The sequence below is a fragment of the Flavobacterium sp. LAR06 genome (genome assembly GCF_041946075.1).
Lineage (GTDB): Bacteria > Bacteroidota > Bacteroidia > Flavobacteriales > Flavobacteriaceae > Flavobacterium.
Genome location: NZ_JAUTYT010000003.1, coordinates 51,538 through 66,195 on the forward strand (window position 1 = coordinate 51,538; position 14,658 = coordinate 66,195).

A 14,658-nucleotide genomic window follows, 5' to 3' on the forward strand; every position below is an offset into this window, starting at 1 on the left:
AAATTTATTCCAAAAAAAAATGCTGCCAGATTTTATCTAGCAGCATTTAAGAGAATTAATCTAAAATTTAAATTATATGGTATTTTCTTGGAGAAAATTATTTTAATTTGTTTTCCGTGTCTTTATAGTTTCCGGTAATGGTTACACCACTATTTTTTGTTGCTTTTCCGTAAATTGTAATTGAAGAATCGTTTCCAATGAAGTTGATTTTCGCACCGCTATTTAATCTTAAATCTCCCCAAATTACTACTGAACCTTCAATTTGCAATGTAGCGTTACTATTGATAATAAGTTCAGTTGGATTTTGTTGTTGATATTTACCCTGAGCTAAAGTTCCTCTCATATTAAAAGTTCCTCCACTATTTAAGATCAAAGTATTTTGAACGCTTATAGATCCGCAATGTGTCAATATTCCACCAGAATTAACAATCACAGAACTAATTGCTGTTGATCCTGAATATGATTTTACTTCATTTGAATTTAAAATCAAATTCTGACCCTGATTATAAGTTCCGTATTGAGAACAGTTTGCAAATGTTGCGTTTGGTTTTTCCATCTTAATGATTTTCAAACCACCCTTTCCGCTGGCAACATAAATATAATTACCACTTGATTTTACATAGTTTGATGAACCTGTAATTCCAACAGTTCCAACTAAACCAAGTTGAGATGCTGATTGATAAACATTTAAACCTGCTGCACCGTTTGCAACAAAAGCATAGCCATCGTTTACAGAAACCGCATTGGTAACATTGTCTTCTCCAGAGGTAATTAAACCAATAGTTTGCAGTTTAGAACCACTGTTAATATCATAAACACCTAAACCATTGTAGCCTTCAGAAACTAATAATTTTGTACCATCAAAATCTACTGTTCTTTTTGCTCCGCTAACGTCTGTAGACGTTGTAAAACTTTTTTGTAAAGCAAGAGTTGATTCATTGTAGATATTTACACCTTTAGTTCCGCTTAAAGTAACAATTTTGTCACCACTTACAGCTACAGTACGCAAATCTGCTATTGCAACTTTTCCAGCAATGGCTTTAGATAAGCTGTTGATTTTGTATAAATTTCCGGCATCTCCGGTTACAGCAAAATAAGATGATGAATTTGCTGTGACATCGGTTGTAACTTTTCCTTCAAGGTTATTAATTGTATATTTATCTGTAAGCAAACCTGAACTCAATTGCATATTGATTACAATTGACGGGTTTGTTAGGGTAGCATCTTTATCAATATCTGTTGCTCCGGCAATTATTAAATTTCCGTTAGAATAGGTAAGAGATGTAATATCTGTATTAGCAATTAATGCCGATGTAATTAATTTAGGTTTGTAAGGATCTGAAACGTCAATTACATCAATTGCACCGGAGTAAACATCACCGCTCATAGTATAAGCAACATAAGCATAGTTTCCGTTTACAGCTACATGATTAGCCTGCAAAGTTCGTCCGTTGCTATCTGTCGGAGGATTTATTTCAGCAATTTGTACTAAAGGCAAATCAGTAGTTGTCTGGCTGCTTTTTAATAATTTGGATGTGGAAACATTTGTAATTGTAATAACGCCTGAATTTGTAAGGTCAAGTCTTTTGTTTAAAGACGTAACATCAGTATTGATTTGAATATTATTTTCTTTTGCCTGGTTATCAATAGAAATGTCATCATTATTATCACAAAATGTAAAAAGTGACATTGCTAGAAACGAAAACAAATAAACGCTCTTCTTCATAGTTTCAATTTTGGTTTAAAATATTTTGCAAAGATACGTCATAATTGTAGTGTAATTGGGTAATTGTTAAGGATGTTTTAGCTTAACATATTGTTTTTCATGTATTTATGCGAAATGTTTAATATATTAACGCTTTACCGATGTACTATGCATGCATAAAAAAAGAGCATCAAATTTTTGATACTCTTTTGTGTTGAAAATTAGTTATTTAGCAATTTATTATCTACGACCATGTCCGTGATTATCATGTTTATCGTGCTTATCGTGGTGATCGTGGTGATCATCATGATCATGACGATCGTGCTTATTGTAATGTTTGTAGTTTTTATGATTATCATGACGATCATTGTAACCATAAACCGGTCTTGGTTTATAAGGTCTTTGAGGTGCACCATGATATCCTTTGTAATATCTTGTTCTATGACGATCAAAGTATACATAAGGAGTTCTACCGTGGTAATCATTCAAAACTACTTTATAACCTCCGTACAAATCGTAATTTCTATATTGTCTTGGTAAGTAAGTTGTTCTAACCCATCTTCCTCCACCAAAATAAATGAATTGTGATGCTCTTACATCATAATACGCTTCAATGTCTGGCAAATAATAATATTCCATTTCAGCATATCCTGAAGGACCCCAAGCTGGTGGTGTTCCTATATTAACATTAATTGATACTTGGGCTTGTGTGGCATTTGCAACCAAAAGAAATAATCCGGCGATTGCTATTTTTATTGTTTTCATTTTTTTTTAAGTTTTAATGTTACTCTTGTTTGGGATATTCATATACTGTGCCAAAAATAAAAACAAAATGTATTTGGCCGGATAAAATGCACACTTTAACGATTGTGAGCATACTAAGTATTGTGTAAATGATTGATTTTTAATTTGTTTTGAAGAGTTTAAAAAATGAAATAAAATTAAAAATATTTTTATTCCTATTTGTAATCCACAACCCTTGGCTTTCCAAGCTCAAAACTTTGTAAACCATAATCTGTGGTTTCAAAAGTATTGGTTTTGAAAACATTATCTCCATCAAAAGGAATAGTAGGGTAGTATGACAGTGACAATTGAAAAGAACTGAAAACTAAATAGTCATTACTGATTAGTAAGCCAAGCGTCACTTTCTGATAGGCTTTGTTACGTCCCATAGCATTATTTGGACTTCCTAAAACTGCAATTGAATAATTAAAGAACGGATTCATGCGGAATCCCCAAAGTGCATAAGGAGAATAAGTTTGAGTCTGAAGAGACAAGACCATTTTATCCGTTCCGTATATGGCGCTGTTAAAGCCTGCTAATCCATTTCTCTCGTTTATATTTAATTGATCGCCCACAATATCTTCACGATTTACGCCAATAACAATCCTCGGATTAACAAATTGTCTTAGTTTCCATTTTCCGATACTATATAGTTTTGTAAAATAATTACTTTCGATTGCAAATGCCGTTTCGTAGGTTTTGGATTGATGGAAAAAAGTACCTGCTTCAAAATTAGTACTGAAGAATCCCCATCTGTAATAGTTTCCAAAGGAAAATTGTCCGCCTATATACGGTCGCCAAAATGTGTTTTTATATTGATAACCGAGGGTAATTCCATAAATTCGGCCAATAGGAACATCTTCTGTTTGTCCGTTTCTAAAAATATAACTGTCTTTGATAAATTTTCTGGTATTCAGCCCAATTCCGGACAGGATTAATTTTTCATCCGAATAAAAATTCGTTGGATCATATAAATCAGATGGACTTTCGCTATAATTTACATTTAGAAAACGTGCCGAAACTATCAAATTAGTGATACCAGCATTCTCGGTTTCAAATACTTTAGTTGCTTTTCCTGCCCAAAAATCGTGAAAATTATATTTGAAAGGCTGAAATTGATATGAATTATCAGGCGCCTGTAAAGAATCTTTCCTGAAGTTTTGCCCAACATACACTCCGCCGGCCCATTTGGTTAAGGGAGAGTAGAAGAGACGTTCAACGTTTATTGTTTTAGAATAATTATTGTCAAGATCAATATTGTAATGGAATGTCGCCCCAATATAAGTGTTTTTAATATTGGGAACAGTATAGGTTACGTCATTCCCATTTCGGCCGTCATCAAAACGATTCGTAAAACGGTATTCTAGTTGTTGACCAGATCCGAAAAAATCTTTCTCTTTAAATCCAACAGAAACCTGATTACTGGAAATTGAAAATTTCGGAATTGTGCTCCAGGAATCTAAAACACGAATAGTAACATCAACAGAATCAGAAGCTGTACCAACCAGTTCATGTGTTACCCGAACTGCTGTTACGTACTTCTGAGCACGAATTAAACGCTCAGATTCCTGTACTTTATAACTGTCGTAAACAGAATTTCTTCTGAATAATAATAGGTTTGTAATAGCAATTCTTTTCGTTTTTAGATGCAGTCTGTTTCCCGTTCTTTCTCCCCAATTTTTTGGCACCTGAGTTGTATCAGTGAGAGAATGTCCAAACGGATCTAAAGTAATGATATTTATTTTTCTGATGATTTTTCCATTATAGTCGGCAGAATCATGTGGAATAATAAGATCGTCTTTTTTTCGGGGCTTTTTACTTCTGAATAAAAGTTTATGCAGCGTTTGTGTAAACTTATTTTTCTTGGAGTAATTTCTAATTTTTGTATACAACTCAGTTGTATCTTTTTTTGTTTTACTGTCTTCTTTTTTAGTAGTGTCCTGAGCTTGAGTAATTTGCACACAAAAGCAGAATAATATAAGAAACACTATTTTTTTAATTTGAGACATTCAGGTATTTTTTGCTATAGTATGAAAGTGATTTTTGCATGAATATAAATAAAATAAGAGTAATATCCTCGTTATTGATTTGGATTAGCTTCAATTTTAGCTTTTCTAATTCGCCACGTAAATTTTCTGGGCATATGGTTTCCCATCAAATAGCCCCATGGTTCTAAGGATTCGATTCGTTCAAAAATAATTTTTAGAATCGCTAATAATGGAATTGCCAAAAACATACCTGAGATTCCAGCTGCAGAACCTCCAATAATAATTCCCATAATAGACACAAAAGCATTGATTTCTACTTTGGAATTAATTATTAACGGCACGAGTAGATTATTATCAATTAATTGCACCACAACATTAACAAGCAAAATACTTAAAATCATTGAAGTTTCTGGTGTTCCGGTTAAAGAAGCTAACAGTGTTATTACACCAGCAATTGTTATTCCGATATAAGGTATCAAATTTAAAATTCCGGTTATTAAGCCCAGCAGAATAAAATACTTCACGCCAACAATCCAAAGACCCAGACCTGTTAGAATAGAAACGACAACCATCTCTAGTAATAAACTAACAATGTAATTGTTTATTGAAACTTTAATTTGTGATAAAATATCTTTTAAGGCTAAATGGTTTTCCTTGTTGACTAATTTGGCTAAAAAAAGAATAAAATGATCTTTATAGAGAAGAAATAAAAAGGTGTAGATAGGAATGATCGTGCAATCTAATAGTAGATCTGTAAAAGATAATATTGCTGAACCAACAGTACCGGCACCACTATTTTTAACGGAATCTTTTGTTACAGTGTCCAGGTATTTTTTTTGTTCTCCAATGCTTATATGAAAATTATCCTTTACAAATTTATGTACCTCAGTGATAAAATAATTGGTATTTTTCTTAATAGCTTCAAAGTCATTGGCAATATCTTTTACCTGGTACGATATAAAAACTAAAATTCCGGCAATAAATGCGGCAAACATAAGAACAGATAGTATGGCTGCAAGATGCCTCGGAAACTTAAACCTAACATTTAATAATGTAAAAACAGGAAGTAGTAAAACGGCGAATAAAAAAGCCATTAACACAGGTGTAATAATGTCTTTTCCGAAGCAGAATATTACAACAAAACAAATTAAACTTACAAGTATAAGGGAAAGTTTGGCATAAAATGGCAATTTTATTGAACGGATCATTTTGGTTATAGAAATTAGGTTTAGAAATCTGAATTAGATCTAAACAAAGTTCCTTTTTTTTTAGACAAATACCGTTCTAAGTTTCTTTACTAACGTTACAAAATTCCCATTCAAACTTAATCGAAAAACTCCTTGTCTTCGTATTGTACCGGCATTATTGAAATTCCTTTTTGAAGTAAAAGGTTATTCGGAAAAATGATTTTTTCGCCTTCTTTGGTCTTTAAATTAACATGAAAAGCACTAATGTCTTCAATTTCAGCTTCAATTGGAAAATCTTTATCGTGAATTTTGATCGTGTCGCCAATTCTGAAAGGAAAAGAGAAGAATAAAATCATTCCGGAAGTAATATTACTCAGAATAGACCATTGCGCAAACATAGCAACTCCAATTACTGTTGCAATCGAAGAAATAGTGATGAAAAGATCTTTAGTATCAACTCCCCAAATAACAATCAAACTTATCGCCACCAAGATATTCATTAGTAAATGAATGTATTTGATTACAAGGTTGGTTCGATGTTCTAATAACTGACTTGTGCTTGCATAACGTCTGATTAATTTCGCTATAATAATACGTAATGCAACCAGTGCCAAAAGAAGGATTCCCGTAGCTAATAGTTCCTGGCTATATTCTTTAAAAGAAAACATACTTTAATATTTTACACTAAAGTACTCAAATATTCATAAACTTTTGCTGTTGGCAAGCCCATAACATTGGTATAAGAACCTTCAACTTTTGCAACTGCCATAAAACCAAACCATTCCTGAATTCCGTAAGCACCTGCTTTATCATAAGGTTTATAGTTTTCTATATAATATAAAATAGCTTCATCTGATAAATCATTAAAAGTTACTTTAGTCGTATCATGTAATAGAGTAGAAGTAGTGTTAGTTTTAAAACAAACCGAAGTAATTACTTCGTGAGTAGCATTAGACATCGATTTGATCATTTCAAAAGCTTCCTCAGCACTTTTAGGTTTTCCTAAAGCTTTTCCCTCATGCCATACTATCGTGTCACTGGTTACTAATATTTCATTGTCTTTAAGTTCGCCCTCAAATGCACTTGCTTTCAATTCAGATAGAAAATCAGTGATTTCAACCCCTTTTAATTCTGGCGGATAAATTTCTTCGATATCTTTCAGTCTTATTTCGAAATCCAGATTTAAATCCTTGAAAAATTGCTGTCTGCGTGGTGAACCCGAAGCCAGAATTATAGTATATTTTTTTAATTTTTCTTTAAGCATTGTACTTAATATTTAAGGTGATAACCAGAATTGATAAAATCCCGAAAAGCAAAATCAATTTTAAAACGGTACTCAAATGGTGAAATTCCTTTTGAGATTTGGCGCCAAATATTTTTACAATGAAATATAAAAGTGGAGCCAAAACAAAAGCAAAAGCATACAGCGTAACAATAAAAAGATCGTTTTCCATGAAATATTTATTGATATAAAGCAACGATAGTATAAAGGGAATAATCGCAAACCCCAATGCTATTTTTGCGGCTCTACTAATACCAATAGCAATAGGTAACGTATTCATTCCTTGATTGTAATCGCCATTTACATCTTCAATATCTTTAACTATTTCACGGGTAAAATTAATCATAAAAGCAAACAAAGCATAATCAATTAAAATAGAAAACAGGCTCGCCATTTGCGCTTGATTGTCCACGTTTGTCGCTGGGAAAATATCAAAAACGCCAATTATAATAACGCTTAATGCCAATAACAATGCAACTACAAAATTCCCTAAAAGCATGATCTGTTTTAAGGTTGTTGAATAAAAATAAAGCAAAGAAGCAATCAAAATAAAAATAGTGGCAAAACCAGGTCGCATGATTACATTAGATAAATAAAAACCAATCGCAACGCCGGTAATATTTAATCCAAAATAGATATTATAAGCGCTGGTTTCAGAAATTCCTTTTCCAATAACGACATCATTTGGTTTATTGATCGTATCTGATGCAACATCAAAAATATTATTGATTACATATCCCGCAGCAGCCAATAAAACAGTACTTAAAACTAATAAGCCATATTGCCAGTCGGCTAAGGCTAATGGAGTATTATTTTGCTTTAAAAATGAGTAACGAAATAAAAGCTGCATAAAAGCAAGCATTAGTAGGTTTTGGTATCGAATGAGTTTGAGGTATTTCATTTCTTGAAGGTTCTAAGGTTATGTTCTTTTATTGAATTAATAATTTACAATTCATAATTAACCATTATTAGTCGTGTTTTCCACTAAAATGTTCCATCCATTTCCCTTGTACTTTCATTACTTGTTCAATTACGTCACGTGCAGCGCCTCTTCCGCCTTTTACATGCGAGATATAACGGCAAATATTTTTAATTTCCGGACTTGCATCTTGCGGACAGGCAGGTAATCCTACTAATTTCATTACATGATAATCCGGAATATCATCACCCATGTATAATACTTGTTCTGGTTTAATACTATGAAGATCAGTGTATTCTTTAAAGGTTAGTACTTTATCCGGAGTTCCTAAATGAATGTCTGTAATTCCTAAATTACGAAGCCTCACGCGAACACCCTCATTGCTTCCTCCAGAAATAACGCAGACATTATAGCCACTTTCTACAGCCGCTTTCATAGCGTAACCATCACGAATATTCATTGTGCGAAGAATTTCTCCTTCATTGGTTACAAAAACCGAACTGTCTGTAAGTACGCCATCAACATCAAAAATAAAAGTGGTGATGTCATTCATTATTTCTTTATAACTTTTTGCCATTATGCTGTATTGATTGTGTTAGTATTTTATAAATATTTTTTTGATTTTCATTGGTTAAATACTCTAAATGAGCCTCAATTGTAATCGAATCATTGCGTTTTGCAGGTCCGGTTTGGGCATCAATTGGATCTAAAGTTGTTATTTTTTCGGCAGTTTCCTGAATCAGCGGTTTTAAAATATCGAATGAAACCTGATTCTCTTCGCAAATTTCCTGACCAATCTGATATAAATGATTCGTGAAATTGTTTACAAAGACAGCTGCAACATGCAATGCCTTACGTTGTTCTGAATTTATTGGAAAAACAGCTCTTGAAATGCTTTTTGCAACGGTTTCTAAAACACGAAAATCAAATGTATTATCGGCTTCCAAACATATTGGGATTATAGAAAAATCAATTTCCTTATTTTTTGAAAAAGTTTGAAGGGGATAAAATACGCCTTTTCGGTTTTTATCATCTAAAGTTTCAATAGAAGCAGTTCCTGAAGTATGAACGACAAGTTGATTGTTAAAAGGTAATTGTTGTGAAACGTCAGCAATGGCGTTATCTGTAACTGCAATAATATACAGATCAGCTTCTTTTAGATCCTGATAATCGCTAACAATTTTGTCAAATTCAATAAAGGAACTTAATTTTTCCTTTTTTCGCGAAAATACCTGTGCAATTTCTACAGCTTCACTTTTAGCGAAAGCTTTTATCAAATGCTGCGCAACATTTCCGGAACCAATTATTGTTATTTGAATCATATGGCAAAATTAAGATTATTTTTTAAAGTAGATTGGTTTTGTCTCGTTAGTCTTTCGTTTAAAAGCGACCTGATTGCCTTAATTTTTATACAAAAGAAAAACCCGTTACTTAACTAATTATAAGTAACGGGTTTATTCTGAATTTTAGTGTATTTAAAGTTTTACAGCTCCTTTTGAAACATTTTCACTTAGTGTGGTTTTGGTAGTAAAATCTGTTTTTTTAGAAGAAATTAATTCAATATTTTCACTCGCAGCACCATCAATTGTAACTGCTTTTGGCGAAGAAGAGTTGAATTCAACATCTTTTAAAATCATATTTTTACCATTATAAATTTCGAATATTGACGGGCTTTGGATATCTAATTTCGCGTTTGTAATTTTAATTCCGCTGGCATCAATTATAGAAAAACCCTTTTCAGCTGAAATAATCAAATTACAAAGTTCTATATTTTGAAGGTTCATTTCAGGTAAACCTTGTAAAAACACAGCCTGTTGAGCACCTTTAATCGTAATGTTTTTGATCACTATGTTTTTAAACTGAGGTGTTTCTTCGTTTACCGGAACAACTTTGGTATTGATTTTAGTTCCGCCTTCAGCCAACGTTTCAGCAATGGATTTTCCTCCATAATAAAGATCAAAAGAAATGGCCTGTGATGGAATATCGGTCATATAGATATCTGAAATAAAAATATTTTCAACGATTCCGCCGCGTCCGCGAGTACTTTTAAAACGCAGACCGACATCAGTTCCAATAAAAGTACAGTTTGAAACATGAAGGTTTTTTACGCCTCCGGACATTTCACTTCCTACAGTTATGCCACCGTGACCGTGATATACGATATTATTTTTTACGATAATATTTTCGCATGGAATACCTCTTTCACGACCATCTTTGTCTTTTCCTGATTTAATGCAAATCGCATCATCGCCAACATCAAAACTGGAGTTTTCTACCAATACATTTTTGCAGGATTCAACGTCAAGTCCGTCTCCGTTCTGAGAATACCAGGGATTTCTAACGGTAACATTACGAACGATTAAATCTTCTACCATTAAAGGATGAATATTCCAGGCTGGTGAATTTTGAAAAACAGGTCCGTCAAAAAGAACTCTTTTACTATTTTGAATACTCACCAATACCGGACGAAGAAAATCATGAATAGCTTCAAAATCTTCTTTCGTTTTTAAATCAAGACGTATATTTTGGTCCGCTCCAACAGCTGCTTTCATAAAAGTTACAGATGGATACCAGGTATCTTTTTTCTCATTTAAAACCCCGCCGGAAGCAATAACCTGTTTCCATTGACTATCTGTTAATTTACTCTTTTTAACCTGACGCCAAACTTCTCCTGAACCATCCCAAACACCATTTCCTGTAAAGGCAATATTTTCAAGGTTTTTGCCGTAAATAGGGGAGATACAGCGCCATGTGTTTAATCCTTCGAAACTAGTTTGAATAATTGGATACAAATTTTTATCCGGCGAAAATTTAATCAATGCGCCTGTTTCTGCATGTAATTCAATATTACTTTTTAAGATAATAGGACCTGTAAGCCAGATTCCAGGCGGAATAATGACTTTTCCTCCACCTCTTTTTGTAACGGCATCTATAGCATCGGCAAAAGCCGTAGTGTTTAAAATTAAACCACCGTTAACAGCACCAAAATCTTTAATGTTTACTATGTTGTTGGGAATTTTTGGCTCCTGAATTTTGACCATTTTAAATTCAATATTTTCATAAGAATCGTACGATTTTAAATTTTGGGCAACTGTATTAGCTGACCAGTGGGATAACAAAACAGTTAGTGCTATACAGAATAAATTTGTTGGTTTGGTGTTCATGCTTTTAATTATATGAAGGTTGGTTGTTAGTAAAAACAATTCTTATTAATCAGTTCTGCTTTTTAATTATAATGAAAAAAAAATCGCTACAAAAAAACAAATCTAAAATGTAATCGATTACACAAATCTAATAAAAAATATTTACTATCAAAGAGATTATGCAATTCTATTTAATTCCTGATTGTTAATGAAAGTTAAAGATCGGGCTAGTGTCTTTTTGGTTTTTATTAACAAAAGCCAAATATAGGAACTCAACATTTTTAAGTACTTTTGTGGCACTTTTATACAATATAATTCCTCAGAAATGGATAAAAAAATATTCTCTTTTTTGTTTTCTACACGATTAATGGCCGTTCTTTTTTTAACATTTGCAATTGCAATGGGTATTGGAACTTTTATCGAAAGTAAGTACAATACAGATACTGCCAGAATTTTAATTTACAATACATGGTGGTTCGAGGCTATAATGGTCTTCTTTATGATCAACTTCTTCGGAAACATCAAACGTTACCAATTATTAAAAAAGGAAAAATGGGCAACTTTATTACTGCACATTGCTTTTATTTTTATTCTTTTAGGGGCTTTTATTACACGTTATATTAGCTATGAGGGTGTAATGCCAATTCGCGAAGGTGCGGCAGAAAACCAGATTCTTTCTGAAAAAACATTTTTAACTGTTTTTGCTGATGGAGAATATAAAGGAGAAATGAAACGCAGGGTTTTTGAAAAAAACCTGTTGTTATCTCCTGTAACGAATAACGATTTTTCACTTTCAGGTAAATTTGACGAAACTCCCTTTGAAGTTTCCTATTCAAACTATATTTTGGGAGCAAAAGAAATGGTAAAACCAGATCCAAACGGAATATTATATTTAAAATTAGTTGAAGCGGGAGAGGGCGGACGTGAGGAACATTTTCTTAAAGAAGGAGAAGTTCAAAACATTCACAATGTTTTGTTTGCTTTGAATAAACCCACAGACGGAGCTATCAATATTAACACGACGGGAGAAAAATATACCATTCAGACACCATTCGAAGGGGAATTTATGCGAATGGCTGATAAATTGAAAGGATCTGTAACAAAAGATAACGTACAGCCTTTAATGATGCGTTCATTATATAGTATTGGTGATATTAGAATCGTTTTTCCGGATCCTGCTGTAAAAGGAACTATTGCTTATGAATCAAATAATGATTTTAAAGCTAAAAATCATGACGACGCCTTAGTCGTAAAATTAAAAGCAGATGGTCAGGAAAAAGAAATTACACTTTTGGGTGCAAAAGGTAAAATTGGAGAGCCAAAATCAGTTAAAATAGGTAAGATTGATTATACTTTATTCTACGGAAGTAAAGCCTATATTACACCTTTCAAAATTAGGCTGAATGATTTTATTGCAACCAAATACCCAGGAACAGAGAAAAGTTATTCTGCTTTTGAAAGTAAAGTAACCGTTCAGGATTCATCTGAAACTTTTGACGCCCGCATTTATATGAATCACGTTTTGGATCATAAAGGATATCGTTTTTTTCAATCAGGATTTGATCCGGATGAAAAAGGAACCATTTTATCTGTAAACCATGATTTCTGGGGAACTTCAATTACTTATTTAGGCTATTTTATGTTATTCTTCGGTTTAATGGCGATTATGTTTACAAAAGGTTCTCGTTTTACAGATTTAAAGAGAAAACTTGAAAAAGTAAAAGAGAAAAAAGAAAAGTTAATTACTATTTTGGTTTTAATGATCGGTCTAAGTGGTTTTGCTCAGGCACCACACGTTCATACACCAGGACATGACCATAATCAAACCGCAGATCCAAACGATCATGCCAATCATGTTACAGCGCCACCAAGCCAGAAACAACTAGATTCGTTATTATCAATCTACAAAGCTCCGAAAGAGCATGCAGCCAAATTTGGGCGTTTGATTATTCAGGATGCAGGTGGTAGAATGAAACCTATTAATACTTTTTCATCTGAGTTATTGAGAAAAGTAAGCCATGATGATAACTATAACGGAATGAATTCTGATCAGGTATTTTTGTCTATGACACAATATGCTCAGGTTTGGATACAAGTTCCTATTATTTATCTTAATACAAAAGATGATAGTATTCGTAAGATCATTGGTGTTGACAGAAAAGCAAAATTAGCTCCGTTTGTAAAGTTTTTTGATGAAAACGGTAATTATAAGCTTTCTCCTTATTTAGATGCAGCTTACAAAGCAGCCAATCCAAATAGTTTTGAGAAGGATTTTATTGAAACCGATAAAAAAGTTAATTTAATGGAATCTGCGCTAAGTGGTAGTATTTTGAGAATTTTTCCGATTCCAAATGATCCAAACAACAAATGGATTTCTTATTTAGAAATTGAGAATGCTGGATTAAAAGGAATGGATGCTACTTATGTGAAGCAAATTTTACCATTGTATTTCAGTGCCCTTAATAATGGTTCAATCTCTAAAGATTTTAAGACTGCGGATGAATTAGTCCAAAGTATCGATGGATTTCAGAAGAAATTTGGAAGTAAAGTTCGTCCAAGTGAAGAGAAAATTGATCTTGAAATCGCGTATAACAAATACAATATTTTACCAAAAATGTTTTATTGGTATTCGCTGTCAGGAATCTTAATGTTGATTTTTACTTTGTTTAGTATTTTCTTTGATAAAAAGTTTTTACGCATTACAGTAAATGGTTTCCATATTTTAATTGGGCTAATATTTACACTTCATACAGTAGCGCTAATCGCTCGTTGGTATATCTCAGGACACGCACCGTGGAGTAACGCTTATGAGGCAATTGTTTATGTGGCATGGTCAACAATGTTCTTTGGATTGGCTTTTGACAGAAAATCAAAGCTTACAGTGGCATCTGCAGCGTTTGTGACGGCGATGATTTTCATGGCATCAAACGCCAACTGGGTTGATCCTGAAATTGCAAATTTACAACCTGTTTTGAATTCGTATTGGTTAATGATTCACGTTGCGGTTATTGTGGCAAGTTACGGACCTACAGCACTTGGAATGATTTTAGGTTTTGTAGCCCTGGTATTAATTTTCTTTACCAATGAGAAGAACAAAGCCAAAATGGAACTAAACATCAAAGAAATCACCTATATCAACGAAATGTCAATTACAATTGGCTTGATTATGTTGACTATTGGTAACTTCTTAGGAGGACAATGGGCCAACGAAAGTTGGGGACGTTACTGGGGATGGGATCCAAAAGAAACCTGGGCTTTGATCTCTATTATGGTTTATGCGTTTGTAATTCATGCTCGTTTTGTACCTGCTTTGAGAGGAAAGTGGTTCTTTAACTTAATGACTATGTATGCTTTTGTTTCAATCTTGTTTACCTATTATGGAGTGAACTTTCACTTAGTTGGATTACACTCTTATGCAAGTGGAGAAGCGCATTCATTAAGCTGGATTTGGTATTCATTAGGAACAATAACTTTAATAGGAATTGTTACTTATCCAAAATACAGCAAATATTATAAAACTAAAAAAGTCAAAAAATAGATAATTATCGAAGGTAATTATTAATTCATAAAAAAAGGTTCAACGTAATGTTGAACCTTTTTTTATGAATTAATTTTTGCTAAGCTTATTTTGGCTTGATAAAAGATAACCTT

General features: G+C 32.9%; 11 protein-coding genes. 1 reads left to right on the top strand and 10 read right to left on the bottom strand.

Annotation, left to right across the window (positions count from 1 at the left end; genetic code table 11):
• Positions 1-97 precede the first annotated feature (97 nt).
• The 10 genes from Q7C23_RS05285 to Q7C23_RS05330 all read right to left on the bottom strand — a co-directional run bounded on the left by Q7C23_RS05285 (position 98) and on the right by Q7C23_RS05330 (position 11,028).
• The gene (locus Q7C23_RS05285) at positions 98-1,726 is read right to left on the bottom strand and encodes an LVIVD repeat-containing protein (RefSeq protein ID WP_375031523.1); all 1,629 of its coding nucleotides are present in this window, start codon (positions 1,724-1,726) and stop codon (positions 98-100) included.
• Positions 1,727-1,945: 219 nt separating this feature from the next.
• Positions 1,946-2,470 (bottom strand): hypothetical protein, encoded by a 525-nt coding sequence (locus Q7C23_RS05290; RefSeq protein ID WP_375031524.1) that lies wholly within the window; start codon positions 2,468-2,470, stop codon positions 1,946-1,948.
• 194 nt (positions 2,471-2,664) lie between these two features.
• Entirely contained in the window at positions 2,665-4,497 is a 1,833-nt protein-coding gene (locus Q7C23_RS05295; protein WP_375031525.1) for a hypothetical protein, read from the bottom strand.
• Positions 4,498-4,568: 71 nt separating this feature from the next.
• Entirely contained in the window at positions 4,569-5,684 is a 1,116-nt protein-coding gene (locus tag Q7C23_RS05300; protein ID WP_375031526.1) for an AI-2E family transporter, read from the bottom strand.
• A gap of 116 nt (positions 5,685-5,800) precedes the next feature.
• Complete coding sequence (locus tag Q7C23_RS05305; RefSeq protein WP_375031527.1) at positions 5,801-6,331, bottom strand: mechanosensitive ion channel domain-containing protein; 531 nt, start codon at positions 6,329-6,331, stop codon at positions 5,801-5,803.
• A gap of 11 nt (positions 6,332-6,342) precedes the next feature.
• Entirely contained in the window at positions 6,343-6,927 is a 585-nt protein-coding gene (locus tag Q7C23_RS05310; protein WP_375031528.1) for a Maf-like protein, read from the bottom strand.
• The gene (locus tag Q7C23_RS05315) at positions 6,920-7,846 is read right to left on the bottom strand and encodes a geranylgeranylglycerol-phosphate geranylgeranyltransferase (RefSeq protein WP_375031529.1); all 927 of its coding nucleotides are present in this window, start codon (positions 7,844-7,846) and stop codon (positions 6,920-6,922) included. Before Q7C23_RS05315 ends, Q7C23_RS05310 begins: the two co-directional genes overlap by 8 nt.
• A gap of 67 nt (positions 7,847-7,913) precedes the next feature.
• Complete coding sequence (locus Q7C23_RS05320; protein ID WP_375031530.1) at positions 7,914-8,441, bottom strand: KdsC family phosphatase; 528 nt, start codon at positions 8,439-8,441, stop codon at positions 7,914-7,916.
• Positions 8,425-9,186 carry a Rossmann-like and DUF2520 domain-containing protein gene (locus Q7C23_RS05325; protein WP_375031531.1) on the bottom strand — a complete coding sequence of 254 codons (762 nt, stop codon included), beginning with the start codon at positions 9,184-9,186 and terminating at the stop codon, positions 8,425-8,427. The genes Q7C23_RS05320 and Q7C23_RS05325 overlap by 17 nt, the downstream gene beginning before the upstream one ends.
• Positions 9,187-9,339: 153 nt before the next feature.
• The gene (locus tag Q7C23_RS05330) at positions 9,340-11,028 is read right to left on the bottom strand and encodes a glycoside hydrolase family 28 protein (RefSeq protein ID WP_375031532.1); all 1,689 of its coding nucleotides are present in this window, start codon (positions 11,026-11,028) and stop codon (positions 9,340-9,342) included.
• A 304-nt stretch (positions 11,029-11,332) separates the two neighbouring features.
• Between Q7C23_RS05330 and ccsA the strand changes: the two genes are divergently transcribed.
• A complete protein-coding gene (ccsA, locus tag Q7C23_RS05335) occupies positions 11,333-14,545 on the top strand; it encodes a cytochrome c biogenesis protein CcsA (RefSeq protein WP_375031533.1) in 3,213 nt (1,070 codons plus the stop codon).
• Positions 14,546-14,658: the final 113 nt, after the last annotated feature.

What these genes read in the sequence shown, in the direction of transcription:
- ccsA (WP_375031533.1), top strand. Translation starts at nt 11,333, where the DNA reads ATGGATAAAAAAATATTCTCTTTTTTGTTTTCTACACGATTAATGGCC.
- Q7C23_RS05290 (WP_375031524.1), bottom strand. Translation starts at nt 2,470, where the DNA reads ATGAAAACAATAAAAATAGCAATCGCCGGATTATTTCTTTTGGTTGCA.
- Q7C23_RS05310 (WP_375031528.1), bottom strand. Translation starts at nt 6,927, where the DNA reads ATGCTTAAAGAAAAATTAAAAAAATATACTATAATTCTGGCTTCGGGT.
- Q7C23_RS05295 (WP_375031525.1), bottom strand. Translation starts at nt 4,497, where the DNA reads ATGTCTCAAATTAAAAAAATAGTGTTTCTTATATTATTCTGCTTTTGT.
- Q7C23_RS05330 (WP_375031532.1), bottom strand. Translation starts at nt 11,028, where the DNA reads ATGAACACCAAACCAACAAATTTATTCTGTATAGCACTAACTGTTTTG.
- Q7C23_RS05320 (WP_375031530.1), bottom strand. Translation starts at nt 8,441, where the DNA reads ATGGCAAAAAGTTATAAAGAAATAATGAATGACATCACCACTTTTATT.
- Q7C23_RS05305 (WP_375031527.1), bottom strand. Translation starts at nt 6,331, where the DNA reads ATGTTTTCTTTTAAAGAATATAGCCAGGAACTATTAGCTACGGGAATC.
- Q7C23_RS05325 (WP_375031531.1), bottom strand. Translation starts at nt 9,186, where the DNA reads ATGATTCAAATAACAATAATTGGTTCCGGAAATGTTGCGCAGCATTTG.
- Q7C23_RS05315 (WP_375031529.1), bottom strand. Translation starts at nt 7,846, where the DNA reads ATGAAATACCTCAAACTCATTCGATACCAAAACCTACTAATGCTTGCT.
- Q7C23_RS05300 (WP_375031526.1), bottom strand. Translation starts at nt 5,684, where the DNA reads ATGATCCGTTCAATAAAATTGCCATTTTATGCCAAACTTTCCCTTATA.
- Q7C23_RS05285 (WP_375031523.1), bottom strand. Translation starts at nt 1,726, where the DNA reads ATGAAGAAGAGCGTTTATTTGTTTTCGTTTCTAGCAATGTCACTTTTT.